21 protein-coding genes and 1 pseudogene are annotated in these 26,451 nt (G+C 38.8%); 5 read left to right on the top strand and 17 right to left on the bottom strand.

The window, feature by feature from the left end:
• Positions 1-133 precede the first annotated feature (133 nt).
• A complete protein-coding gene (locus N4G44_RS18845; RefSeq protein ID WP_474928934.1) occupies positions 134-466 on the top strand; it encodes a hypothetical protein in 333 nt (110 codons plus the stop codon).
• Here the strand turns inward: N4G44_RS18845 and N4G44_RS18840 are convergent.
• On the bottom strand, positions 463-1,560 hold the full coding sequence (locus N4G44_RS18840) for a DUF3667 domain-containing protein (RefSeq protein ID WP_474928933.1): 1,098 nt from the start codon (positions 1,558-1,560) through the stop codon (positions 463-465). The genes N4G44_RS18845 and N4G44_RS18840 overlap by 4 nt on opposite strands.
• A 348-nt stretch (positions 1,561-1,908) precedes the next feature.
• Here N4G44_RS18840 and rplM point away from each other — a divergent pair, with 348 nt between their 5' ends.
• The 3 genes and pseudogenes from rplM (at position 1,909) to rpsB (ending at position 3,704) form a co-directional block, all read left to right on the top strand.
• Entirely contained in the window at positions 1,909-2,364 is a 456-nt protein-coding gene (rplM, locus tag N4G44_RS18835; RefSeq protein WP_034706094.1) for a 50S ribosomal protein L13, read from the top strand.
• A gap of 6 nt (positions 2,365-2,370) precedes the next feature.
• On the top strand, positions 2,371-2,757 hold the full coding sequence (rpsI, locus tag N4G44_RS18830; RefSeq protein ID WP_007843277.1) for a 30S ribosomal protein S9: 387 nt from the start codon (positions 2,371-2,373) through the stop codon (positions 2,755-2,757).
• A gap of 187 nt (positions 2,758-2,944) precedes the next feature.
• Positions 2,945-3,704: pseudogene (rpsB, locus tag N4G44_RS18825) on the top strand (30S ribosomal protein S2).
• 111 nt (positions 3,705-3,815) lie between these two features.
• Here rpsB and N4G44_RS18820 read toward each other — a convergent pair.
• The 12 genes from N4G44_RS18820 to tsf form a co-directional block, all read right to left on the bottom strand.
• Positions 3,816-4,259: a DUF6759 domain-containing protein gene (locus tag N4G44_RS18820; protein ID WP_474928929.1), complete on the bottom strand. Its 444-nt coding sequence runs from the start codon at positions 4,257-4,259 to the stop codon at positions 3,816-3,818.
• Positions 4,260-4,364: 105 nt separating this feature from the next.
• Positions 4,365-4,952, bottom strand: a complete 588-nt coding sequence (locus N4G44_RS18815; RefSeq protein ID WP_474928927.1) for a DUF6759 domain-containing protein — start codon at positions 4,950-4,952, stop codon at positions 4,365-4,367.
• Positions 4,953-4,970: 18 nt separating this feature from the next.
• The gene (gene trmB / locus N4G44_RS18810; RefSeq protein WP_040997637.1) at positions 4,971-5,648 is read right to left on the bottom strand and encodes a tRNA (guanosine(46)-N7)-methyltransferase TrmB; all 678 of its coding nucleotides are present in this window, start codon (positions 5,646-5,648) and stop codon (positions 4,971-4,973) included.
• Between the two features lie 99 nt (positions 5,649-5,747).
• Positions 5,748-6,521: a DUF6759 domain-containing protein gene (locus N4G44_RS18805; protein ID WP_474928925.1), complete on the bottom strand. Its 774-nt coding sequence runs from the start codon at positions 6,519-6,521 to the stop codon at positions 5,748-5,750.
• A gap of 202 nt (positions 6,522-6,723) precedes the next feature.
• Positions 6,724-7,512, bottom strand: a complete 789-nt coding sequence (locus tag N4G44_RS18800) for a hypothetical protein (protein ID WP_474928922.1) — start codon at positions 7,510-7,512, stop codon at positions 6,724-6,726.
• A gap of 158 nt (positions 7,513-7,670) precedes the next feature.
• The gene (locus N4G44_RS18795) at positions 7,671-10,979 is read right to left on the bottom strand and encodes a T9SS type B sorting domain-containing protein (protein ID WP_474928920.1); all 3,309 of its coding nucleotides are present in this window, start codon (positions 10,977-10,979) and stop codon (positions 7,671-7,673) included.
• A gap of 200 nt (positions 10,980-11,179) precedes the next feature.
• Positions 11,180-13,270 (bottom strand): T9SS type B sorting domain-containing protein, encoded by a 2,091-nt coding sequence (locus N4G44_RS18790; protein WP_474928919.1) that lies wholly within the window; start codon positions 13,268-13,270, stop codon positions 11,180-11,182.
• Positions 13,270-14,022: a hypothetical protein gene (locus tag N4G44_RS18785; RefSeq protein WP_474928917.1), complete on the bottom strand. Its 753-nt coding sequence runs from the start codon at positions 14,020-14,022 to the stop codon at positions 13,270-13,272. Before N4G44_RS18785 ends, N4G44_RS18790 begins: the two co-directional genes overlap by 1 nt.
• Before the next feature lie 139 nt (positions 14,023-14,161).
• The gene (locus N4G44_RS18780) at positions 14,162-16,594 is read right to left on the bottom strand and encodes a T9SS type B sorting domain-containing protein (protein WP_474928916.1); all 2,433 of its coding nucleotides are present in this window, start codon (positions 16,592-16,594) and stop codon (positions 14,162-14,164) included.
• The gene (locus N4G44_RS18775; RefSeq protein ID WP_474928914.1) at positions 16,591-17,022 is read right to left on the bottom strand and encodes a hypothetical protein; all 432 of its coding nucleotides are present in this window, start codon (positions 17,020-17,022) and stop codon (positions 16,591-16,593) included. The genes N4G44_RS18780 and N4G44_RS18775 overlap by 4 nt, the downstream gene beginning before the upstream one ends.
• A gap of 77 nt (positions 17,023-17,099) precedes the next feature.
• Positions 17,100-20,456, bottom strand: a complete 3,357-nt coding sequence (locus tag N4G44_RS18770) for a T9SS type B sorting domain-containing protein (RefSeq protein ID WP_474928912.1) — start codon at positions 20,454-20,456, stop codon at positions 17,100-17,102.
• 189 nt (positions 20,457-20,645) lie between these two features.
• Positions 20,646-21,473 carry a translation elongation factor Ts gene (gene tsf, locus N4G44_RS18765; protein WP_048502805.1) on the bottom strand — a complete coding sequence of 276 codons (828 nt, stop codon included), beginning with the start codon at positions 21,471-21,473 and terminating at the stop codon, positions 20,646-20,648.
• 172 nt (positions 21,474-21,645) lie between these two features.
• Here tsf and N4G44_RS18760 point away from each other — a divergent pair, with 172 nt between their 5' ends.
• A complete protein-coding gene (locus tag N4G44_RS18760; RefSeq protein ID WP_474928910.1) occupies positions 21,646-22,371 on the top strand; it encodes a DUF6759 domain-containing protein in 726 nt (241 codons plus the stop codon).
• 65 nt (positions 22,372-22,436) lie between these two features.
• Here the strand turns inward: N4G44_RS18760 and N4G44_RS18755 are convergent, their stop codons facing one another.
• The 4 genes from N4G44_RS18755 to N4G44_RS18740 form a co-directional block, all read right to left on the bottom strand.
• On the bottom strand, positions 22,437-23,393 hold the full coding sequence (locus N4G44_RS18755; RefSeq protein WP_040997623.1) for an acetyl-CoA carboxylase carboxyltransferase subunit alpha: 957 nt from the start codon (positions 23,391-23,393) through the stop codon (positions 22,437-22,439).
• Positions 23,394-23,441: 48 nt separating this feature from the next.
• Positions 23,442-25,169 carry a glutamate--tRNA ligase gene (gltX, locus tag N4G44_RS18750; protein WP_474928908.1) on the bottom strand — a complete coding sequence of 576 codons (1,728 nt, stop codon included), beginning with the start codon at positions 25,167-25,169 and terminating at the stop codon, positions 23,442-23,444.
• Positions 25,170-25,464: 295 nt separating this feature from the next.
• Entirely contained in the window at positions 25,465-25,848 is a 384-nt protein-coding gene (locus N4G44_RS18745; protein ID WP_474928905.1) for a hypothetical protein, read from the bottom strand.
• A gap of 83 nt (positions 25,849-25,931) precedes the next feature.
• Positions 25,932-26,369, bottom strand: coding sequence for a glycosyltransferase family 2 protein (locus N4G44_RS18740; protein ID WP_474928902.1), 438 nt, complete (start codon positions 26,367-26,369; stop codon positions 25,932-25,934).
• Positions 26,370-26,451 lie beyond the last annotated feature (82 nt).

Genomic DNA, 26,451 nt, shown 5'->3' with positions numbered 1-26,451 from the left:
CTTTTGATTTTGTTTAATTAACTGATTTTAAGCTGGTTATTTATGATTTGAAGATTCTTTTTTCTCCTGCTTAACAATCATTCGTTTAAAAAGATGAGTAAATTCTCTATTTTTGCATTATTATATATATGGTATGAAAAAGGCTTTGATGTATTTTGCTTTAGGAACAGTACTTAGCTTCCTTATTAATTATTTTTTTTACAGTTCTGAAAATATTGTTCTCGATATATATTATGCACTAGCCTTTGGGATAGCATGGGGAATTGCCTATTACTTGGATACTCCCAATTTCACGCTGCCTCAAAAGCTAGGTATTTCTTTTGCGGTAATGGGAATCCTGGTTTTAATAGGGACACTATTATTCAGTCTGGAACTTGCGATTCCTTCAATACTTAAATTTTCAACGGTTTTTGTTGCCTATTATCTGATTGCCAGCTTTCGCGGAAACAAGTCTTTACGTAATTAATGCATTGTTACGAAACTGATATAAGATAGTATCATAAGCATGAGGAGCAGGCCAATAAAATTGATTATAAACAAGACTGACCCCTTGGCAATACTTATTCTTTTACTGTTTTCGTAAACCCTGTGGTGGGCAACAAAAAAATAAGCAGAGGTATAAAAGAATAATGCTGTATAAGCCAATCCCATAATGATGCTCACTATTGTATAGTCTGGTAATACTGAATTGAGATGATTGCCAAGTATAAAAATTAATGTGCTTAATAAAAGAAAAGAGAAATAATGAAGGGTGAAAATCCCATGATCAAAGTACCACCATCTTTTCTTACTGTGAAAAAGCCATAGGAAAAAAGCAAATACAGGTAAATAGATGAAAAGAGCTTTAGGAAATGTATGGATAAAAGTATCTGCAAAACGGCCAATTATTTCTTTTCTTTTCAAGCCCCTGTCCTGTAAATGGAATATTTTCTCAGCAAAAGGCCGCAGAGATTTGTAATTTCTTCCTCCTTTTATGCTTAACGAATCATACTGCTTCATTGAAGTAGCTCCCAATATTGCGAATTGATCTTTTTGGGTGCTTAAAACCTCTTTTTTATCAATCAGATCTTCCAGGTTTTTCAATTTGGATATACTTTTGTTGACGATACTGTCATTTTTATTATTGCCTTCTACAAGTATTCCGCTCTTTACACTGTCAATTACTTTTGCAACTTTTTCTTTCTTGTCCTCTTTTTCTTTTTGTATAGAATGTTTTTCTGTTGCTTCATTATCTTTATCTTCTGACTTTGAAAATAGGGAAGGGACAAAAAAGGTGATGAAACTGATGAAAATATATAACTTAACAGGGGCGACATAGTGCTGCCTTTTTCCAGAAAGATATTCTTTAGTCAGTCTTCCCGGCTTGAAAAGCAGGTTTTTGATGGTTTGCCAAAACTGGCCGTCATAATGAGTGAAATCTTCTATGAAGTGGGTGAAAAGGAAATAGAACGGCTGTCTGGTTTCGGTATTCTCCTGTCCGCAGTGTGGACAGAATCTTTCTTCTACTGTATGTCCGCAATTCTGGCAGGTTTTGTCTTCTCTGATTTTTCCGTGGCTCATGGATAGGGGATATGGTTTTAGCGCAAATATAAAAATTTAGCGACATAAAATAATCATATCAGCAAGCTTTCAGGGAAATCTTTAATGTAAAGTTAATAAAGTAAGAGTTTAATACTTAAACTCTTTACTTTATCACCTGTGTTTTTAGAATCTTCGAAATGTTTTTTTCATCGGTCATCATTTTACAAGTTCTGTGCCAAAGGAGGCAGTTGATGAAATCTATTAAAATCAGGTCAAATTCAAGAGACGGTATAGATTAAATAAAATATGTTTTTGGGTTACAAAAATAATTTGTACCTTTGCACACCCTTTTAGGGGAAAATTATGTTTAATCTTTAACTAAAACGTGTGAATACATTAAGTTACAAAACTGTTTCAGCGAACAAAGCTACTGCTAATAAAGAATGGGTTGTGGTAGACGCTGAAGGACAGCCGTTAGGAAGACTAGCTTCTACGGTTGCAAAGATTTTGAGAGGTAAGCACAAAACGAACTTTACACCTCACGTAGATTGTGGTGATAACGTAATCGTTTTGAATGCTGGGAAAATTACGCTTTCCGGAAACAAGTGGGCTGATAAGACTTACATCTGGCATACAGGTTACCCTGGTGGACAGAAGTCTATGACTGCGGCTGAACTTCAGAAGAAAGATTCTTTAAAAGTATTGGAGAAATCTGTAAAAGGTATGTTACCTAAAAACAGATTAGGATCTGCTTTATTGAAGAACCTTTATCTATATGAAGGAACTGAGCACAAACATGAAGCTCAACAGCCTAAAACAATTAATGTTAACGAATTTAAATAATTAATTATGTCTATAGTTCACAAAATCGGAAGAAGAAAAACTTCTGTAGCTAGAGTTTATGTAAAACCAGGTTCTGGAAACATTACAGTAAACGGTAAAGACGCTAAAGAATATTTCTCTACAGACGTGATGGTTTACAAATTAAACCAACCGTTCATCCTTTCTGAGACTGTTGGTCAGTATGACGTTACCGTAAATGTTTTCGGTGGTGGTAATACAGGTCAGGCAGAAGCTATCAGATTAGGTATTTCAAGAGCTTTATGCGAAATCAATGCTGAATTCAGATTAGCTTTGAAACCTGCTGGTTTACTTACAAGAGACGCAAGAATGGTGGAAAGAAAGAAGCCAGGTCAGAAAAAAGCAAGAAAGAGATTCCAATTCTCAAAACGTTAATATCAAGATTCAAGATATCAGACACAAGATTCAAGACTTTGTTCTCAGATCTTGGCTCATGGTTCTTGGTTCTATTTTATCTAAACAAAAAAATTGCCCGTTACGTTTAGCATCCAAACGCTTCTCCCATCTAAAGAAGTTGTTGATTGTTTAAAAGACGGAAAGTAAACTAACAAAAACAGAAAACATGGCAAAAGCAAATGTAAAAGACCTTCTAGAGGCTGGTGTACACTTCGGTCACATGACCAGAAAGTGGAATCCAAATATGGCTCCATACATTTTTATGGAGAAAAACGGTATTCACATTGTAGACTTACATAAAACAGCAGTTAAATTGGACGAGGCGTGCAGCGCTTTGGAAAAATTAACTTCTGCAGGTAAAAAGTTCTTTTCGTAGCAACTAAAAAGCAGGCGAAAGAAGTAGTGGCTAAGCACGCTGCTGAACTTAATATGCCTTATATTACAGAAAGATGGCCAGGAGGTATGCTAACGAACTTCGTTACAATCAGAAAGGCTGTAAAGAAAATGAACTCTATCGACAAAATGAAAAAAGACGGTACGTTCGAAACTTTATCTAAAAAGAAAGATTACAGGTTGACAGACAAAGAGCTAACCTAGAGAAAAACTTAGGTTCTATCTCTGACATGGTTCGTCTTCCTTCTGCAATCTTCGTTGTAGATATCATGAGAGAACATATCGCTGTAACTGAAGCTAAGAAATTAGGTATTCCAGTTTTCGGTATTGTTGATACAAACTCTGATCCTAGAAAAGTAGACTTCGTTATCCCAGGAAACGATGATGCTTCTAAATCTATCGATATGATCTTAAACATCGTTTCTGATTCTATCAAAGAAGGACAGTCTCAAAGAAAAGCTGATAAAGAAAAATCTAAAGAAGAAGGAGAAGTAGTATCTGCTGATAAAGATGCTGATTTCGATGCTGAATAATTAAAGATTTTCTTTAATATAGGAAAAACGCTGGATTTCGGTCCAGCGTTTTTTTATTGATATCACGATTCAATTCAAAAAGAAACCCGCTCGGTAGAGCGGGTTTTTATCTTAATTACTGATCTTTATAGCATATGAAGTCGTAATAAACTTGTTAGCCTGATAAGACGAATTACAAAGCATTCCAGAGAGGCTGTAATTTTTGTTTTTAGGAACCATGGTGTAGCCTACTTTCCCGGAACCTATCGGAATTTTTTTAAAGAAACCACTGCTGCTCACCGTAAGAACCATATTGCAGGGGGATTTGTTTTCCACTGAAATAGAAGTGTTCGGGTTGGAGGGAGAATCCTCATTAAGAAGATCATTTAAAACGGCTGCCGTTTCAGGTTTATAGGTTTTAATAAGTTCAGCATATTCCCTTTCTGTATTGGCAGCAGAATTTCCGGTGTTTCCGGAAGCTGACGGATAAGAAGTTCTTATAGGATAGCTGCCATAGTATGAACTACAGCTTATAAGGCTAAATGAAATGATGGAGAAAGCGAATAGCTTTTTCATGCGGTTATTTTTTTGATCTTTTACTTTTTGAAGGGTTCGCGGGTACTATTTCTTTTGCTGCCTCATTGCTTATTGGCGGTTTTTTGGTACCCGGATTTTCAATGACTACAAATATACTTTTTTTATGTCTTTCTGAGAAGAGTACTTTACATCGCATACATTACTGTTGAGTGTATAAGCGCCTTTGTTGAGAACAATAAAATTCTCCCCGTGAGCAGGAACTGCCAGGTTATAGAAATCTTTTCCTTCAATTCTCAGGATGATATTGCAGTCCGAGTTATTCCTGAAGAGAAGTACAGCTTCTTTTTTGGTAATATCTTCATCAAACATAGCGTTCAGAAGCTTTACCGTTTTATCTTTATGCTGATCGGACGTTTCGGCAAGAAGCTTTTTAAACTCTTCTGCGTCATTGGAACCGGAATTTCTCATAAACCTGTTCGGAATATCCGTCATGACAGGTCTGGCCTCCATAGGTTTGGCTTTGGAAGCACCTTTTGTCCATTCCGAATTCTTTAAGGCAATAAGTTTGGGCTTTAGCACAAACTTTTTAGGGTCGTCAGGATGTGCATTCTTAAGGTACTCTTCGATTTCCCTGATGTTTGTGCTTTTTAAAATGTCTTTGGTTTTTTTCTGCGCCGAAGCAGTACCCGAAGCAAGGATCAGGAAGAGGAGGGTCGTTAAAATTTTTTTCATCAGTTGGTTTTTATTTCATCAGCTTATCCGGAATTTTATATAGGTTATAGTCTTTCCTTTAGCTGAGAAAAGTTCTTCATAATATGTCTTTATATCTCTCAGATGCTCCGTGTTGGGATCATATTCAGGAGCTCCGTAAATGTCGTGATGTGCGGAAATGATTTCATAGCCGGCACCCTGCAGATAACCTAATGTATAGCCATGCAGAAACTCCGAATCTGTTTTCAGATGGATAATTCCGCCCGGCTTCAGGAATTTTTTATACCTTTCTAAAAAGTCAGGATGGGTAAGCCTGTGCTTGGTTCTTTTGTATTTGATCTGAGGATCAGGGAACGTGATCCAGATTTCATCCACTTCATTTTCTGCAAAAAAATAATCTACAAGCTCGATCTGTGTTCTGAGAAATGCCACATTGGTCATTCCGTTTTCCACAGCTTCTTTAGCACCAAACCAGAACCTGGCTCCTTTAATATCTATTCCGATGAAGTTTTTTTCAGGGAAGGTTTTGGCAAGTCCTACTGAATATTCTCCTTTACCACAGCCCAGTTCCAGGACAATCGGATGATCGTTTTTAAAGAAATCCTTTCTCCAGTTTCCTTTAAGGGAAAAACCGTTTAAGGCATCTTCTCTTGTAGGTTGGATAACATTTGGTAAAATCTTGTTTTCAGCGAATCTTGCTAATTTATTTTTGCCCATCGAATTATTTATAAAATCCTGCAAAAATAGTGAATTTTGCATAGATTACCTTGCCTTTTAAAGATAAAAGACAGGTTTCAGAGCATATTTATAGGCTGTTTATTGTGTTGCGGAACTCCCTAAAGTAACCATAATGGCTTTTTCAATTGTTTTTTGGGAAGCATACTGGGCGCCGCAAACAAGGCTTGTGAAAAGATACTGTCCCTTATCTATAACAATTGTGCTGTCATCATGGGCGGGAACGGCAAGTCTGTATTTGGTATTTCCTACACTTTCCATTCTTACGATGATATTGCAGTCGGAATTATTTTTGATAAGAACAATGCTTGTTTTGCTGTTCGGGTCGTTATCAAAAAGTGAGTTTAATATTTTTACTGTTTTATTCTTATGCTCTACCGGATTTTCGGCCATCAGCATATTGAACTCTTCAGCTTCTGCATTAGGGATAGCAGCATTGGCCGCAGTATTCACAACAAACGTATTCTGGGCAGTACTTGGTGTATAAACTACCGTCGATTGTTTGGCGGCAAGTTCTGCCTTGTATTTGGCGATCTGCTTCTGTTTGATAATGGCATTCATTTCATCGAAAGTGATCTTGGTAGAAGGCCTTCTTTTCAGCAGGGCAAGCATTTCCTGCATATCCTTTACCTTCTGGTCGGCAGGGTGGGCATCTTTGATGTACTGCGTCATCATTTCCATGACCCTCGGTTTCAAAACAGATCTCCTGGGATCATCAGGGTGGGCATCTCTGAGAAAAGCATTAATCTCATAGATATTTTTACTTTTTAAAATATTGCTGTAGTCTTTCCCCCTTTTTTGGGCAGACACATTAAAAAACAGAACAGAAACAAACAGTAAAAGTAATTTTTTCATTAACAAATATTAAATTAAAAGCTGATGTTCTTTTTTAATTTATGTTTTCAGGCAATTAGTTTATGGTAATAACGAAATACTATTGTTTTTATTTTTTACACTTAATAGTCAGATAAATTTAAACATAATTTTAAATAAAAAAGAAATGTACATTATAAATTATCAGATAATATACATTTCTTAAAATATCCTTATTAAGGTTTTATTTAATAACTTCCTGAAGATTCGAGGTTTTAAGCCTTTTCTGATAGATCGGAAGATACTTTTCGATAGGAACTTTTATCGCCTCAAAATTACCGGAAAGTACATAAGCTTCAATGTTTTCTGAAGTATAAACGAACTGAAGGAAGTTGTCAATAAGATTATCCGGAATTTTAAACTTTGCAAAATAATCCTTACCAAGATAATTTTTGATCTGGGTTACAGAATTATTCATCCTTTCGTACGCCATATAGCGCTGTTTTTTCTTTCTGTCCCCCGAGAGGATATCATAGATGCTTTCCAGGCTGAAAGTAAGTCCTCCGTCCCTTAATCCGGCAACCGGAAGTTCCGGAGAAGTTCCGTCTCCTTTAGGTTCCGGAAGTCCAATCACTTTTTTGATAGCAAGGCCTTTGTCTTCTTTTCTTATAGAATTTACGTCATACCTGAGATTTCCTGTGGGCTTGAACCTGTTCAGTACAATCTCCTGGATTTCGTAGTAGGCAATTTTTAATTCAATGAGGTTTTTCTGCTGCATCATCTGTGGAGTAAGCTTTACATCTTTCCTTTCTGTGACAATGGAAGTAAAACGGATCACATCACCTGGAGCTGCCGGAATATTATAAGTACCGTTATAATCGGTAAGTACCGTTTTCTGGGTGTTCAGATTGGTTACGTAAACCTGGTTGAGATACAAGATCGAGTTGTCTCTTAAAAATACCTCTCCGGAATAGGTCTGTGCATTGATTTTTGCCAGAAAAATCAGCAGCAATAGGGTAATTAGCTTCTTCATATAATTGGGGCAAAATTACGTAGAAATACAGCAATTTATACCTATTTAGATAGTGATTACAGGTTAAAGTTATATTAAACTTTAACATTAAACTGTTAATGAATGTTATAAATGTTTCAATAGTAAAAAGATATGATGAAATTTAGAGTAAAATCATTCTATTCTTTATTTTTTACCAGGAGCCAGCTCGTATATTTTACAGAAGTGGAAGTGCCATATTCCGTCCAGGTAATAAAATACCAGTAAGTTGCTGTAGGAACAGGTCTTCCGCCCATTCTTCCGTCCCAGATGTATCGGTTGCTTGGGCTTCCCCTGAAAACTTCAGCACCATAACGGTCGAAAATTCTAAATTCCAGATTCGGATTGCTCATTAAAGCAGAATAATCGATCTCATCATTATGGCCGTCACTGTTAGGGGTGATGGTGTTAATCAGATTAATAATGGCAAACTGCTTATCTACTTCACCGCATAACTTAGAGTCTCTTACAAATACGGTATGGCTTCCTCTTGGTACATTGTAGAAAACATTGATGCTTTGCCAGTTCACTCCATCCAGGGAATATTCATAAGGAGGTGTACCGCCAATCACTCCGACTGTCACGGTAGAACCGTTAATTTCAATAGAGCTGATGGTAGGAAGAGGAGCTTCTGTAACATTTACATATTGTTTGTAAACACATCCGTTGAAGGTAAGCTCTACCCAGTAACTTCCAACAGGCACATTGGAAATAGAAGGAGAAGTTGCGCCCGTGCTCCACAGGTATTTTTCAAAGCCGGGACCGGCATCCAGCTTAGTCGTTGCTTTTGAACAGATAACCTGGTCCTTTAAAAGGTCTGACTTTTTAGGAGTTTTGATAGTGATTTTAACAGATCCTACTTCAGGACAAACCCCGCTTTTCTCAAATCTGATGTAATAGGTCTGTGTACCTGTAACGTTAACTGTACCTGATAAAGGATTGATATTATTCTGAGCATTACCCAGACTTCCGTAGAAAGTATAAGTTACAGCAGGATCTGTTGTAAACTGGGGAATGAATTGGGCAAGGTTGACCGCTTTTGTTCCATCAAGATCATCATCACAAATACTTGTAGCCACTGCTGATGTTAATAAAGTAACGCGGGCTCCGATACTGAACTGTAAAGGTTTCACAACAACGGCACAGCCGTCCGGGGATTCCACCCTGATGTAAATAGTGGTTGTAGCCGTATAGCTCCAGTTGTTGGGAAGTGTATTGTTGTTTCCTGCATTGGCATCAGCAAGAGAGGCATAATATCTTACGTTGGTAAAGTAATTGGGATTATTCAGTACGATACCTGTTATATTAGACAGGTTCACGGTGACTGTTCCGTCCATATTATCATCACAGAATATTCCGTTATAATTGTTTGTTATAATGGCCAGATTGTATAAAGAAAGAGTGATCTGGGCAATACTTTTACAGCCAAGATTGTTTTTTACTACTGCATATACAATGGTTCCGTCCGGTGCAGTATAAGCATTGGCGGTGGTAATAAGTGCACCGGGATTTTCTGTCTGTGCGTCTGCCAGGGTAGGATAGTAGGTAATAGTGACCGGTGAGTTGTTGGTCACATTCGCAGAAGTGAGATCGAAGGTTCCCTGTCCGTTGATATTACACGCATGTAGCGTAGCGTTCGTTACAATAAGCGGAATAATATTGATGTTAACGGTTACGGTTTCACAGTCTGTAAAAACAGGATCATCCCCGCAGAAGGTATAGGTGAAAGTATCTGTTCCGGTAGTCCCGGGTGTATTGACGGAATAAGTAATAATGCCGGTCACAGGATCTATGACTGCCGTTCCCAATGTAGGGGCATTCACAATAGCAACAGTGGAAGGAACTGGTGTCTGTGCAGAGCTGCTGAATGTAGGAGTAATGGTTTTTGTGTTACAGACATTATAGGTGGATGTGGTCAGTTTTGTACAGTTCAGTACTTTAAACTGTTCTGTGACCAAAGGAGCACATCTTCCCATGGTAACCGAGCACGTATAATATCCGGACTGTGTGGGGTTGATGGATGGTCCTGTAGCTCCGGGGATAAGGGTCCCATTGACATACCACTGATAGGTATCATAAATTACCGGGTCTACCGTAAGTACAATTCCCGGAACACAGTTTCCTCCTGATCTTAAAATAACAGGCTGTGTAGGGAAACCGGCAAAAAAGCCTCCGTATCCTACAGCATTACTTCCTGCAGTAATCCCAGCAGTAACAGCCTTGTCGGAAATTACGGTAATCGTTCCGGTTACGTTAGGAATGCCATAGGTCACCCAGTTATTGGTACCTGTCATGTTGAAAGGACCTGTAGTTGCCGGCGGAACCACTCCATTGACCGTAACATTGGCACCTTTTTCCGTAATAAGATTCAGTTTTGTAGGAATATTAAGGATTCCTAATGGATTAGCTGTGGAATGCACAAAGTTTTCATCAATAAACCCTAATTCATTGATCTGTTTGGGAAGATAGCAGTTCAGGGCCGGAATAAAGTTGAATCCTCCGGTTGCCACTTCACTTCCCGACACGGAATCCCCTGCCAGAACCTGGTAAACATATGCATTTTTGGACGTTTTAAGATAAAGGTTATAATGCGATGCTCCCTGCAGTTTATATTTTGAGTTCGGAACGATATAATATTGTCCTGCATTTAAAGTAGCAATAGGAGGAATTTCATCATTCACAAAAACCTGGGTATTGTCTTCCGTAGCAATAACAATGGCACCCTCCATATTGGATCCTACGCTGCCGTTTCCTTTGACCAGGGCAAACTCACTTCCAAGTCTTTCAACAGGGACAGACTGATCCATCAGAATATCAGAGCTTGAAGGGAAATTTCCGGAATATTGCCCGTTGAAATTTCCATTGGTCACATTTACCGGTTTATTAGCAGTAATTTTAGCACCAATAAAACCATCTGTATTTGTAGAACCTGAACCGTCTATAATATAAGACTGCCCTTTATTAAGGGTAAATGTCATGGTAGGGTTGGTAGCGCCGGTGGTTCCGTTGGAAAACTGTACCGTTGGCTTATATCCGCTTATTGTAACTGTTGTGTTGTCCTCAGTGGCAAGAACACTGGCCATAAAGTTTAAGATGGGATTAACGACCGTTATGGGAGCATTGGCGGCATAAAAATTCTTTCCTGTGGAAGGTATCCCTTTAGAAGTGATAATCTCTGCATGATTGAATACGGAAAACCTGAGGTTGGCATAGAAAGGGAAATCTGCTTGTAGATGGAGTCCTTTTGTAGTGGGAGTAAACAGATCTGCCTGAAGGGTTGTTATGATATATTTTCTGAGAACATCAAATTTCTGGGGATTGTTTTTACTGATGGTTACTGTACCGATCAGAAGGTTGTTATTGTAAATATTTACAGGGAAGGGAGTTGTTCTGTTGGTAGATAAATATAATTTCTGATAGGGACTGGGGCTTCCACTTCTATCTATCATGGGAGCAAACCAATGTTCTCTGTCCAATTGACCGAAGGCCAAGGTGAAAAAAGAAAGTATAAATAAAAAAGATAAAATTTTTTTCATTCAGCGGAGGGAGTTTAACACAAATTTAATAATAAAATGGATTTATACCTCCAAAAAATAATAAAAAAACCGCGATGGTAAAATCGCGGTTTAAATGGTCAGTTTTTCAGGAATTATTCTCTGCTTTTCACAAGAATCCAGCCTGTATATTTTACTGCGGTCTGTTTTCCGGAAGGCTCGTTCCAATGAATTTCGAACCAGTAGTTGCCGGTAGGGACTCTTTTGCTTCCGCCTAAAGTTCCATTCCATTTATAGCCGTTTGATTTGTCTCCCTGGAATATTTTGCTTCCGTATCTGTCGAAAATGGCAAACTCTAAATTCTTTTTACCGGCCAGTAAAGAATAATCCAGAACATCATTTACCCCGTCATCATTAGGAGTAATAGCATTGATCAGGTTAGGAATGGTAATTTCCACTTTAATAGGATCACAATTATAGCTGTCTTTTACATACACTGCAGATATACCTCTTGCCACATCAGTAAAAATGTTGGAATCCTGCCACTGGATATTATCCAATGAGTATTGGTATGGAGGATTTCCGCCTATTGCATATACTGTAACTGTGGTATTTGAAATATCAATGCTGGAAACAACAGGCTGTTCGGAGGCATATACTTTTACGGTCTGCTGGGTGATACAGTCGCCGGTTTTCAGCTTTACCCAATAGGTTCCGACGCCAACGTTACTGATAGTCTGTGTAGTGGCTCCGGTACTCCATTCATAACCATTGAATCCAGGTCCTGCGTCAAGCGTTGTTTTATCTTCCACACAAATAATCTTATCCACAAGAACGGCAGAGGTTACAGGAGGAAGAACGGTAAGGGAAACTTCTGCAATTCTGTAGCAGCCATTCGCATTAATTACTTTTACGTAGGCAACTCCTGTAGGGGCAATATAATTGGCAGGGTTTAAGATTTCATTCGTACTGTTGTCTGCATCCGTAGGGGAAGGATAATATTTTTTGGTAACTCCTGGCTGTGTAGTAACTGAGGCATTGGTAAGGTTAAATAAACCGGTCGCCGGATTGGCTTCCAGATAACATGCTCTTAAAGAAGCATTGGTAACGATCGGGCTCTCGGAAACCGTTAAATTCAATGTTACTTCTTCACAGTCTGTAAAGTCGGGGTTATTTCCGCAGAATTTGTAAACAAAAGAGTCAGGTCCCACATAATTATAAGCAGGAGCATAGCTGATAACCCCTGTAGCAGGATCTACAACCGCATTACCATTAACAGGTGGTGTAACGATGATCACGCTGCCCGGCACTACAGACTGGGTGGAATTGGTAAAAGTGGGAACAATCAGCTTAACCCCATCACAAACCGTTTGATTTAAGGTTGTTTCCGTAAGACAGGTGAATACTTTATACACAGGAGTGGTTATAGGCGGGCAGGAACCTACCGTTATCTTTACAGTATAATTGCCTGATTGTGTAGGAATATAGGAATTGTTTACAGCTCCGGTAATAGGAGTATTGTCCCTGTACCATTGGTAAGAGTCAAAACTGTCATCTACTTCCAGTACAATTCCGGGAATGCAGTCACCGGTTTGTTTGGCAATCACCGGAATGGAGGAGAATCCGGCGAAATATCCGCCATACCCTACCACACCGCTTCCGCCGGAGATTCCTGCAGTTACAGCTTTTGATGAGGTAATCGTAACATTCCCAGTAACATTCGGGACAGAATAAGACACCCATGATGAAGTTCCCAATACAGGATAAGGCCCCTGTGCTGCAGGAGGTGTGCCGCCGTTTACGGTAACCGCTGCCCCGGTTTCTGTGAGAATGTTTAATTTAACATTATTGGTAGTAGGAGGCAGGATATTAATATTTCCTATTTCATCAATTTTTCTGGGAAGATAGCAATTCAATGGGGGAATATAATTGAATCCCACTGTGGCATTACTGTTGGCAACACCCGCCAGCAGCTGGTACACATAAACGTTTTTGGTCGTTTTAATGTACATGTTGTAGTGATTATTACCCTGGTTGATGTAATTATTGTTGTTGAGTTGGTTCACCCTGTAGCTTTCTCCTTCATTTAAGGTTATTGCCGGTGTTGCTCCATTGTTGATGAATACCTGTGTGCCCCCTTCTGTGGCAACAATCAGGGCGTCTTCCATTCTTTCGCTGATATCTCCGTTTCCTTTTACAAGAACGAATTCATTTCCCAGTCTGTCTGTAGGTACGGACTGGTCCATTACGATATCTGCCCCGTCAAAAAAGAACCCGGTGGAATAATGGCAAACTGCCCGTTAAAATTTCCGTTGGTCACAGAAATAGGTTTGTCAGCCTCTATTTTGGCACCGATGAAGCCTTCTTTGTTTCCTGCCTTATCACCGACTCCTTCAATGATATAGGACTGGCCTTTATTGAGGGTGAATGTGAGGGACGGATTGGTTACACCAGTCCATCCATTGCTGAATTCCACATTGGCAGAATAGTCCGATACGGTAACTATAGTATTGTCTTCCGTCGCCATGATACCGGTAGTGAAATTCAGTGCAGTCACAGGATTTTCTATGGGCGAAACTACTGCATAAAACTTTTTACCGATTCCTGCTTTTCCTTTGGAAGTCAGGATTTCACCATGGCTGCTTACAGAGAATCTGAAGGTTGCAAAATAAGGTTTTGTCCCTTTTGTGTACAATCCTTTGTTTACCGGAGCAAACATTTCGGAAGTATTGCTGACGATGATATTTCCTAAAGGGATAGGGAATGTCTGGGGAGCACCTTTGGCGACCGTTACTGTCCCCAGCAGAATGTTGTTGCTGTAAATTTCTACAGGAAACGGAGTAGTGGAATCCGTAGAAAAATATAATGCCTGTTGAGGGCTGATAATGTTGGTACTTCTTGCTGCCATCGGCGCGAACCAATGTTCTGTATCTCTTTGCGCAAAAAGCGGATTAGCTGCTGTGAACAGCAAAAGAAAAGTTAGTAAAAAAGTTTTCATACATGTGGGAATTAGGATTGGCGCAAAAATAGGAGAATATTTTCAGTGAGATTGTAAAATGTCTAAAAAAATCCTGATTTTTTGTCAAAAAAAACCGCGATTTCAAATCGCGGTTAATTATTTAATGCCTAAAGATGGTTTATTCAATGTTTTTAACTAAAATCCATCCTGTGTAATAGACAGGGGTTTTTTCTTTGTTGGATTCATTCCAGTTGATATGATACCAATAGGTTCCGGTTACAAGCTTTTTGTCATAATGTTTTCCGTCCCATTTATAATTGTTGAATTTGTTTCCGGTGAAAATCATGTTTCCGTATCGGTCATAAATTACAAAGGAAAGGTTTTCTTTATAAGCCAGCTCGCTGTAATCAATAAAGTCATTTTTATTGTCACCGTTAGGAGTAATAGCATTTACCAGGTTAGGAACCGTTACTTCCACTGTAGTAGGATCACAATTGTAAGCGTCTTTTACATAGAAAGTATGCTGACCTCTGGTAAGTCCTGTGAATATATTGGAATCCTGCCAGTTGGTTGGGGTATCCACCGCAAATTTGTATGGAGGTTTTCCACCGTCTACAATTACTGTTGCCGTTGTATTGGATATTTCAATCTTGGTGATTACGGGATCTTCAGCTTTTCTTACTCTTACAATTTGAGGAAGTAAACATCCGTTTTTACCCAGAATTACAGTGTATTCTCCAATACCTACATTTTGAATGGAAGAAGTTGTAGCTCCTGTATTCCATAGATAAGAATCGTATCCGGGACCTGCATCCAGATTTGTAAGGCCGTCTGCACAGATATACTGGTCAACAAGAACCGGTGATTTTTTTATCGGAAGAGCAATCAGCTGAATTTTTGCAGTTGCTGTACATCCTTCGTTGGTTGTAACTTTTACATAAACATATCCTCCGGCAGACGGATAATTTGTAGGAGTAGTAATCTCATTGGTACCTGCAGTAAGGTCAGCCATCGTAGGATAGTATTTTTTTATTACTGCATTATAGTCGGTAACGCTTGCTTTAGTAAGATCAAAATAAGCGTAAGGATCTACATCATACTGGCATGCCTTAAGTATGGCGTCTCTCACTACGAAAGGTACTACGGTAAGATTTAAAGTAACCTGCTCACAGTCGATAAATTCAGTAGCATTACCACAGAACTTATATACGATCTGATCCGGACCATAATAGTTGGCTGTAGGAGTGTACGTAATAGTTCCGTTTGAGTTTACTACAGCGGTACCATGCGTTGGTGCAGTAATAATAACCAGTGTACCTGGTACCGGAGTTTGTGTTGAAGAAGTGAATGCCGGCGTAATTACCTTTGTGGAACACGCACTCAGAGTTTGGGTAGTCAGTTTTAAACAGGTATATACCTTATAGATAGGGGTTGTAACAGGAGGACATGTACCCATGGTTACTTTTACGGTATAATTTCCTGAAGTTGTAGGTGAATAAGTATTGGCTGTTGCACCCGGGATAGCGGTTCCGTTTAAAAACCACTGATAACCTTCATAGGTGTCATCCACCTCAAGAATGATACCCGGAGCACATTCTCCTGATTTTTTTGAAATGACAGGGATTGATGAGAATCCTGCAAAGTAACCGCCATATCCTACAGCACCACTACCAGCGGAAATCCCTGCGGTAACTGCTTTTGAAGAGGTAACGGTAACGTTCCCTGTCACATTGGGAACCGAATAAGATACCCATGCGGTAGTTCCTGTTACAGTAAAAGGACCCTGTACTGTTGGAGCAGGGGCTCCGTTCATTGTAACATTAACAATTGCACCTGTCTCGGTAAGGATATTTAATTTTACATTTTTAGTACCGCTGGAATTGGTTTCAGGAAGCTCATTGATCAATCCTATTTCGTCAATTTTCCTTGGCAGGAAGCAGTTCAAAGGTGGGATATAGTTGAATCCTTCTGTTGCTGAACTGTTTGGAAGTCCTGCAAGAAGCTGATATACATATGCATTTTTAGAAGTTTTAATATGCATATTAAAGTGAGAACTTCCCTGGTCAATATATGGGAATATATAAGTATTGTTGGGTCCCTGGCCCACTCTTACCCACTGGCCCTCATTCAGGGTTTGAATCGGGGTGGTAGAGCCGTTAAGAAATACTTCTGTATTATCTTCTGTTGCTATGATTAATGCATCTTCATCTCCGTCATCACTGTCACCGTTTCCTTTTACAAGGACAAACTCGTTTCCAAGCCTGTCTGTTGGTACAGATTGGTCCATAACAATATCTGAACCGGCCGATCCTGCACTTGGAGGAAGGGCAAACTGACCATTAAAGTTACCGTTAGTTACAGATACCGGTTTATCGGATACTATTTTGGCACCGATAAAACCTGTGGCATTGGTTCCTACATTGTCTCTACCTTCGATGATATATGCCTGCCCTTTATTAAGGGTGAATGTCATTGTTGGATTGGTTGTTCCGGTAGTCCCGTTAGTAAATTGTAATCCCGGGCTATATCCGGAAACGGTAACGGTAGTATTGTCTTCCGTAGCTAAAACTCCGGTTGTAAAATTTAAATAAGTAATGGACTGTCCGGTCATTGGAGAAGCGGCAACATAGAATTTTTTCCAATACCTGCTTTTCCTTTTGACGTTAATATTTCTCCGTGGCTGGTAACACTAAACCTGAAATTTACATAATATGGCTTTGTCCCTTTAGTATAAATCCCTTTACCAATGGCAGTAAACATTTCTGTAGGCAGATTGGTAATCATCGTTGCCGTTGTTATGTCAAAGGTTTTGGGATCACCCTTCATAATGGTTACTGTTCCAAGCAATGCTCCATTACTGTATATCTCTACAGGAAAAGGTGTGGTTGAATCCGTAGAAAAGTATAAAGCCTGTTTTGGAACCGACAAAGCAGAAGGTTTTGCCGCCATAGGAGCAAACCAGTGTTCCGTATCCCTTTGTGCAAAGAGCGGATTAATTGATAAAAGAAATAATACTAAGCTGAGTAGAAATCTTTTCATGTGTGTGGAATTAGGATTTCTACAAATTTAAAATAATATTTGAAATAGTGTTAAATAAATATAACAAAAGTTAAAAATTAATCACGATTTTTAATCAAAAGCCATCCGGAATATGAAACTGGTAATTTCGTGTCAGGCTCCGTCCATGTGATTACGTACCAATACGTTCCCGTAGGAAGGTTTCTTCCGTTTACTTTTCCATCCCAGATATAGTTCTTGTCGGATGATTTGTAAACTGATAAACCGTAGCGGTCTGCCACTTCTATTTTCACATTCTGCTTGATCCTTAGATCAGAATAATTAAGAACATCATTCAGTCCGTCACCATTTGGTGTGATGGCATTAACGAGATTCAGGATCAGAAATTCTTTGGTCACCGGAAGGCATCCGTCTGAACCGATTACAAATACCTGATGTATTCCTCTCGAAAGCCCGATGAAAACATTGGAAGTCTGATAATTCATTCCATCCAGGGAATATTGGTAAGGAGGTGTTCCTCCGGTTACGTAAATGGTTGCTGTAGAGCCTGATGTCTCAATTTTGGTAATGATGGGAGCTTCAGCAGTATTTACACTTACACTCTGGCGGTATACACATCCGTTGAATCCAAGGTCTACATAATAAGTTCCGGCCCCAACCGTGATGCTTGGCGTTGTAGCTCCGTTGCTCCACAGGTAAGATGAGAATCCCGGGCCTGCATCAAGTATCACTTTTTGATCTGAGCACACCATCTGGTTGTGAAGAGAACCGGACTTTTTAGGGGTTTTTAAAGTAAGCTTAAGAACTCCTGTGTTTGGACATTCTGAACTGTTCTGAAATCTAACATAATAGGTATGAACAGACGTAATATTCTGGGTAGAAGAAATGGGATTTACTCCCGCCTGGGCATCTGCCAGTGAAGTATAAAATGAAAGGATCACTGTGGGATCTGTGGTAAATAAATTCTTGTAATCATTAAGATTGGCTGTTTCAGATCCGCTGAGATCATTGTCGCAGACATCCGCTGCTGCAGAGTTTGTTATTAAAGTGATTTTATTTCCGATTTTAAAATTGATCTGCCCAAACGCCGGCGGACAGTCGCCAACATTGGCTGAAACCCTTACATAAACAGTAGTATTGGCTGTATAAGTCCAGTTGGCAGGAAGAGTGTTGTTGTTCCCTGCAATTGCATCTGCCTGAACAAGATAATATCTTACGGTGAAACTGGCAGGGTTGGTAACAATCTGTGGTGTTACAGTGGCAAAGTTTACACTTATGATTCCATCAAAATTATCGTCACAGAAGCTTGCATTGAAATTGCCGGTATTTATGTTGGGTGAAGAATTGAGTGTCAATGTAATCTGTGCCGTTTTGGTGCATCCGAATGAAGAAGTAACATTAGCATAGATTGTTCCCGCAGGCCCTGAATAGGTAGCCGGGTTTGTAATCTGTCCCGTTAGATTAGCATTGGTATAATAAGTTGCTGTAGTACCTGAGTCCGGACTTAGAATAGCCGTTGTAAGATCGAATATTCCGTTACCATTGGTATTGGCGCAGGAAGATAAGGCGGCATTCTGGGTCTGCAGAACATCAATATTCATGATTACTTTGAAATATTCAAAATCGGCAGGATTTCCGTTTCCATCGATATAATAAGTAAAAGAATCGGAAGTGTCTGCTGTAAGCCCTGCATTGGGGGTATACGTAATTTGTCCCGTTGAAGAATTCACTGTTGCCGTTCCGTTGGCAGGCTGCGAAATGACGCTTGTATGTGAAGGAACAATGGCCTGGGTAGAACTGGTAAAAGCAAGACTGATTGTTTTTGTATTACAGGATCCAATATTATAAATCGTTGTTGTAATTGGCGGGCATTTAGTATGATAATAATTGTCTGTAAGTAATGACCCGCAACCGCTTTTCGCAACAGAGCAAGTATAATTTCCTGTTCCGTACAATTCAGGGTCTATAGAATAAGATGTAGCTCCTGGAATAAGATTTCCGTCAAGATACCACTGATAAGAGTCATAAGAGTTATCCACCTGTAATAAAACTCCTGTATAACAATCTCCTGTTTTTGAAATTACTGGAACTGATGAAAATCCTGCAAAATATCCTCCATAACCTACTGCGCCACTTCCGGCTGCAATTCCTGCAGTTACAGACTTGGTTGAATTCACAGTTACAGTGCCTGTAATGTTGGGGACTGTATAGGTTACCCAGTTTGGATTTCCATTCACAGGATAAGGTCCGTTTGCAATAGCAACAGGATTCCCATTTAAGGTAACTGTTGCTCCGGTTTGAGTAATAATATTTAATCTGGCATTAAAATTCTGACTTCCAATCTGATTGATAAAACCAATTTCATCCACTTTATTTGGCATAAAGCAGCTTAAAGGTGGAATAAAGTTCATTCCGCCTGTCGCATATTCATTGCCCCCTGTTGTGCTGGAAACCCCTGCCAATAATTGATATACATAAATATTGTTATTAGCCGAAATGCTCATATTATAATTGTCACCCGCTCCATGCTGTACATAATTTATGCTGGGAACCATGTAATATTGTCCTTCATTTAATGTAATGCCTGTAGGAATTCCATTGACGGTAATGTTAGTGCCGTTTTGTGTGGCAACAACCAAGGCGGTTTCCATTTCAGAAAGGATTGTTCCGTTTCCTTTTACGACAACAAACTCTTTTCCTAATCTCTCAATAGGGACTGCCTGATCCATCAGAATATCATTGTTAGTAAAATTTAAGCCGGTATAAATTCCGTTACAATTTCCATTTGTGACAGACACAGGCTGTGATGCCTGAATTTTTGCGCCAATCAACCCGTCAAGATTATCCATGGAATCTGTACTTAGGGCATCCATAATATAAGATTGTCCTTTATTTAATGTAAAAGTCCTGGTAGGGCTTGAAGTCCCGTCTGAAAAAACTACATTTGGATTGTAGCCGGAAACAACTACGGTAGTATTATCTACAGTTGCGGTAATTCCTATGGTGGAGTTTACATAAGCTGCTATACCTGTTAATGGAGCCAATCCTACGTAAAATGTTTTTCCAAGTCCCGCTAAACCTTTTGAAGTAATAATTTCAGCGTGGTTGGGTACAGAGAATCTGTAATTAGCAAAGAATTTTTTAGGTCCCTTTACATTTAAACCCATCGAATTTGGGGTAAAAAGATCTGATTGATTATCTGTAATTAAAAAATTATTGGGAATACTGACCTTAGCCGGATTTCCCTTACTAACTTGAATCGTTGTATAAAGTACATTATTGTTAAATATTTGAACATTAAACGGAGTTGTCTCGTTCGTCGAAAGATATAAATATCCCTGAAGTCCTATCATTCCAGATTTTGAAGCCATCGGTGCAAACCAATGATCGGTATCAAGCTGTGCATTAAATAATAAACAAAGAAAAGTACAGATGGTTAGTAGAGTTTTTTTCATTTTTCTCAATAAGGGATGCAAATGTAAGTATTAAAAATCAATATTTTACATAAAATTTAATGATGGATTTCCATAATGTTTACTATTGTTGAATATTTAATATTTTTTAATGTTGTCTGAAACTTGATATTGATAAATAAAAAATCCCGGTGAAATTCACCGGGATCTGTATGATTCTTTGTAAGATGATTAAGCTAAGCTTACTCTTATGAAACCTGTTACTTTAAGGTCAGCGTTTACAGATTTTACATAGTCAGCTACAGAAATAGAGCTGTCTTTGATGAAATCCTGGTGCACCAAAGTGTTGTCTTTGTAGAATCTCTGCATTTTACCTTTAAGGATATTGTCGATAATGTTTGCAGGCTTACCTTCTTCAGTAAGTTTATGTCTTTCGATTTCCAATTCTTTGTCGATTGTTTCCTGAGAAACTCTGGTTTCGTCAAGAGCGATCGGGTTCATAGCAGCAGCCTGCATAGAAACAGATTTAGCCACTTCGTCAGCTCCGTCTACCTTAGCAGAAAGTGCAGTGATCGCAGCGATTTTGTTTCCAGCGTGGATGTAAGCACCAAGGTAAGGTCCTTCGATTCTTTCGAATGCTCCGATCTCGATTTTCTCACCGATAACTCCTGTCTGCTCGATTAATTTATCAGCAACAGTAAGTCCGTGGAAGTCTGTAGCTAAAAGTTCTTCTTTAGTAGCTGCGAAAATAGCCATTTCAGCTAATTCGTAAGCAAGCTCGATGAAATCTTCGTTTTTAGCAACGAAGTCAGTTTCGCAGTTTAGAGAGATGATCACCCCTAAAGTGTTGTCTTCGTTTACTCTTGCAATTACTGCACCTTCAGAAGATTCTCTGTCAGCTCTGTTGGCAGCAACTTTCTGTCCTTTTTTTCTAAGGATATCTACTGCTTTTTCGAAGTCTCCTTCTGCTTCAACTAAAGCTTTCTTGCAGTCCATCATACCTGCACCTGTTTGGTTTCTTAATTTTGCTACGTCTGCAGCAGCTGGTGTATAAGACATAATATGTATTATTTTTTTATTTAAGATTAGTATTAATTTTTAGCTTAATTTTAAAGCAGTGCAAAGATAATGATTTTAATGATAAACTAAAAAATGACTTTTCACGTTATTGATATATTTAATACTATTTTAAAGACTTGATTAATGAAAAAATCTTTCTACTTATATTTCTATGCATTTTTGCCTTAGGTTTCTCCCAAAAAAGAAAAAAACGAAATCCAAGGCGGTCGTAGAAAAAGAAACGGTAATCATCTACACGGAGCAGGATGCTGAGGCTTCCAGAGAGGCCAGAGTGATTGCCGGTTTCCTGAAGCAGAACCCCGGACATGCCAAAACCGATTATTTTAAAAGAAAACTGATTGAAATGATTATGGCTGATAACTCTCCTGAAGCCAAACCTACCATTAAACCGATCAGTAAAGAGAAAATAGAGAAAATAGTTCAGAATAATGAACTGAACAGCGGTAAAGTAATAGCGGCCAATAAAACATCCGCTGAAAATAAGAACACAGATAAAGTAAATGATGCTATCAATGCTTTGAAAGAAGAGAGACTGGCGAGCGTTGGTTCGGTAAGTTCGGCCAAAACTGCCGGGGTTTCAAAATCAGAACCCAGTGAAGCTAATAAAAAGACTGCAGCAATGCTTACCCATCTCTTCAATAATGATATGAACAAAAATGAGGCTTACGTCAATATCAAGAACAGATCCAGCTGTAACCTGGTGGTGAAGATAAGCGGGAAAAAATATTATAATTTAACCGTTCCTGCAAAAGGGCAGAACTTTATTCTGATAGATAAAGGAGAATATGTACTGACGACAATGGTATGCGATGCAAAATATTCTTCAATAAAGAAAGTAACCCAGGATATTGAGATTGCACTCAACGTAGCTGATTAAGATCAATTAAAACTAAACTATAAGTAAAAACGGTTAAGAAATTTTCTCTTAACCGTTTTTTATTTTTATCCTTTAAACTGTCCCATTGCAATGAATTTCTCCTGCCTTTGGGTTTCAAGTTCCTGTCCTGAGAACTTTGAAAAAGCTTTAATATTCTGTAAAATAGAATGCTTAAGATTCAGGTAAGCAACTTCAGGGTCATATTGAGCACCTCCAAGAGGTTCTTCAATAATACCGTCGATGAATTTTTCTCTTAAAGCATCCTGTGGGGTAAGGTTCAATGCATTGGCTGCATCTTCCTTGTGATCCCAGTTTCTCCATAAAATAGAAGAGCAGCTTTCCGGTGCAATTACGGTGTACCATGTATTTTCAAGCATGTATACTTTATTTCCCACACCTATTCCCAATGCTCCGCCACTTGCTCCTTCACCTATGATATAAGTGAAAATAGGTGTTTTAAGCTGAACCATTTCAAAAATATTTCTGGCAATTGCCTCTCCCTGGCCTCTTTCTTCAGCTTCCAGCCCTGGATAAGCTCCCGGTGTGTCTACTAAAGTTACCACAGGAATCTTGAATTTTTCAGCAAGCTTCATCAGTCGTAAAGCTTTTCTGTATCCTTCAGGATTCGGCATTCCGAATCTTCTGTGCTGTCTTTCTTTGGTTGTTCTCCCTTTCTGGGTTCCGATGATCATTACTTTCTGACCATCCAATGTAGCTAAACCACCAATCATTGCAGGGTCGTCTGCGAAATTTCTGTCTCCGTGAAGTTCCAGGAAACTTCCTTTGTCTACCATTCCATTGATATAGTCAATTGTATAGGGACGATCCGGATGACGGGATAGTTGTACTCTCTGCCAAGGGGTAAGGTTTCCGTAGATTTCTTTTTTCTTTTCCAAAATCTTATCCTCAATCTGGCTGCATGCTAATTTTACATCAACACCACTTTCTTCTCCTACTAAAGAACAAGTCTGAAGTTGATCCATCAGATCTTTTATAGGAAGCTCGAAACTTAAATATTCCATTTCTTGAAGTAAATTAAATCTTTCAAATTTATGAAAAATTATGAAAAACTATTTAAAATTATTGATAGCATTGTTTATTCGGGAGATAGTTTCCTCTTTTCCAATCAGTTCCATGATGTCCGGAACGTCAGGGCCTTTCAGTTCTCCTACTAAAGATAAACGCAGCGGCATCATTACTTTTCCCATGCCGAGGCCTTTGTTTTCCGCGAAATCGTGGACTGCCTGCTTCAGGATTTCTGAAGTAAATTCAGTAGTGTTAAGATTTTCTGCCAATTCACCTAAAACAGCAGATGTTTCTTCGTTCCATGCTTTTTTCGATGCTTTTTCATCATAAGAAAGGGGTGCTTCGAAGAAAAATTTTCCGTTTTCATAAATGTCTTTAGGGAAAGTAGCTCTTTCTTTCATCAGACCGATGATCTTTACCAGTTTTTCATCAGAAACACCGGAAAGGTTAATATTCGTATTTTTTAACAGCTGCAAAAGCTCATCGTCCGATTTCATCTGGATATACTGATGGTTGAACCATTCTGATTTCTCTTTGCTGAATCTTGCACCGGCTTTATGCACTTTATGAAGATCAAATTCTTTTGCCATTTCTTCCAGCGACAGGACTTCTTTGTCGTCTGCAGGAGACCAGCCCAGTAAGGCTACCATATTGATGAACGCGTCAGGAAGGTATCCGTTTTCTCTGTATCCTTTTGAAACGGCTCCTGTTGCAGGATCTTTAAAATCCAGTGGAAATACCGGAAACCCGAATTTGTCACCGTCTCTTTTGCTTAATTTCCCGGAAAGTCCTTTCTTTAAAAACTGCTTTACGGAAGCGGTTAACGGATTATCTTTATCATTTTCGCCCAGCATGGATTTAAATCTCGGACTTTTTACTTCCGAAAAGAAAGATTTGATAAGCTCTGCTGATTCATCAAAAGAAAACTGACTGTTTTTCAAAACAAATTCTTCTGCAAAAGATTTTGTAATACCGTCGATATTGTCTTTATTGATTAAAGTTGATACATCAGGCTTCAGGATCAGGGATAGGTGTGCGAACTGCGGAGCTTCCCAACCCATCGCTTCATATAGTAGGGTGTGAAGTCCTAAAGACGGCAGCCATTCTTCACCACGGATCACGTGGGAAATTTCCATTTCATGGTCATCAATGATGTTGGCAAAATGGTAAGTAGGCATTCCGTCGTTCTTCACAAGAACTTTGTCGTCCAGCGTATTGGTATTTACAGAAGAATGTCCGCGGATAATGTCTTCAAGATTAAGGGTTCTGTCTACCGGCATTTTGAATCTTACCACATAAGGTGTTTTTTCATCCAGCAATTTTTGAACTTCTTCTTCGGAAAGTGCAACACTGTTTCTGAGGCGGTTTCTGGTTTTATTATCATAAGAGAAAACTTCGCCGTTGGCTTCAAATTCAGCACGGATGGTATCCAGCTCTTCCGGAGTATCGAAAGCGATGTAAGCGTAGTCTGTTTTCAGGATCTGCTCTGTATATCTGTCGTAGATGTCTCTTCTTTCAGATTGTCTGTAAGGAGCAAATTTTCCTCCTTTCTTAGGACTTTCATCAGGAATGATTCCGCACCATTCTAAAGCTTCCTCGATGTATTCTTCAGCTCCTTCTACATATCTTGCCGTATCTGTATCTTCAATACGAAGCACAAATTCACCACCCTGGTTTTTGGCAAAAAGATAATCATATAATGCGGTTCTTACGCCTCCCAAATGCAAAGGTCCTGTAGGACTTGGAGCAAAACGGACTCTTACTTTCTCCATTTCAATAAAAATTTTTGCAAATTTACTTAAAATTACCTGAGTTCGGGGTAAGAAAATTAAGATTAAAAGGCTGAAAGCCTGAAGAGGAAGACTGGAAGTCTTATTTATATTATTTTTACACTGATTCTTTTCTATAATGCAAATTTATTTCCCACAGATTTCCGGATTTGCACAGATGTTTATGTTATATTTTAATGAAATTGTTAAAATGATGCTCTATTATTCATGTAAATCCGTGCAATTCGTGGTTGGGAAAAATTAATAAACTTCTTTCTTCATCCTCAAACCTTCTATTTTATTTAAGCATCAGCAGTTTAAAGAATAAAACCGGATTTTTATACTTGACCTTGTATTTTTCTTTTTTCCATTCCGTTCGCAGTCTCTCTTTTTCAGACTCAGAATCTGTTTCGGACAAAAGGATTTCATACTTGAAATGAATAAGTTTCAGCTGGTATTTTTTATAAAGCTCCTTGTCAGCTTTGATGTAATCGAGGTATTTGTGAGTTACTTTTTCATAGGAATCTTTCATCAGCTTCCAGTTTCTTGAAAGGCTTGTGAAAAGAATCCTGTAGTAAAACAGTTTTTTATCGATAAAGCCTATTTTGTATCCTTTGGAGGTGAGTCTCAGGTTCATATCCCAGTCTTCCGTATTGATATTTTCATCAAACGGATATTTCACCAGAAGCTCTTTTTTTACAAATGTTCCTACATTGGCCGTTTTATTTTCAGAAGCATTTTCATGGAAAAAGCGGTCAAGGGTATCTATAATCTGTTTTTTTCTTTTGGGGTGTAGGCATCTGTCATTTTATCTTCAGACTGATAATATTTATAGCCATCTGAAAGGATAAAATCTACCGGATTCTCCTGAATATATGAGACCTTCTCTGCGAGGTGGTTTTCTGTAAACCAGTCATCTCCCGAAAGCAGGGAAATATATTCTCCCGAAGCATGTGAAACTGCAATATTTATATTTTTTGCTACTCCAAAGCTTTCAGTATTCCGGATTATCTTATAATGCTGGTCAAATTTCGAAAGGACATTTTCCGCATTTTCAAATGTCTTATCCTGGGAAGCATTATCCAAAAGAATGATTTCATAATTGGGATACGACTGCGAAATGGCGGACAAGCATGCCTGCTCAATGAACTTTTCATGGTTCATGGTAATGATGATGAGGCTTACAAGCGGCGGATTGTTCATTGTTTTGGATCGAATTGTTAAAATTAAGGATATATCCTGTAAATAAAATAATAATATTCATCAGGTGATTCTCTTACCGTCT

Source organism: Chryseobacterium sp. GTID13 (genome assembly GCF_056172655.1).
This window is presented reverse-complemented; position numbering and strand designations above follow the sequence as displayed.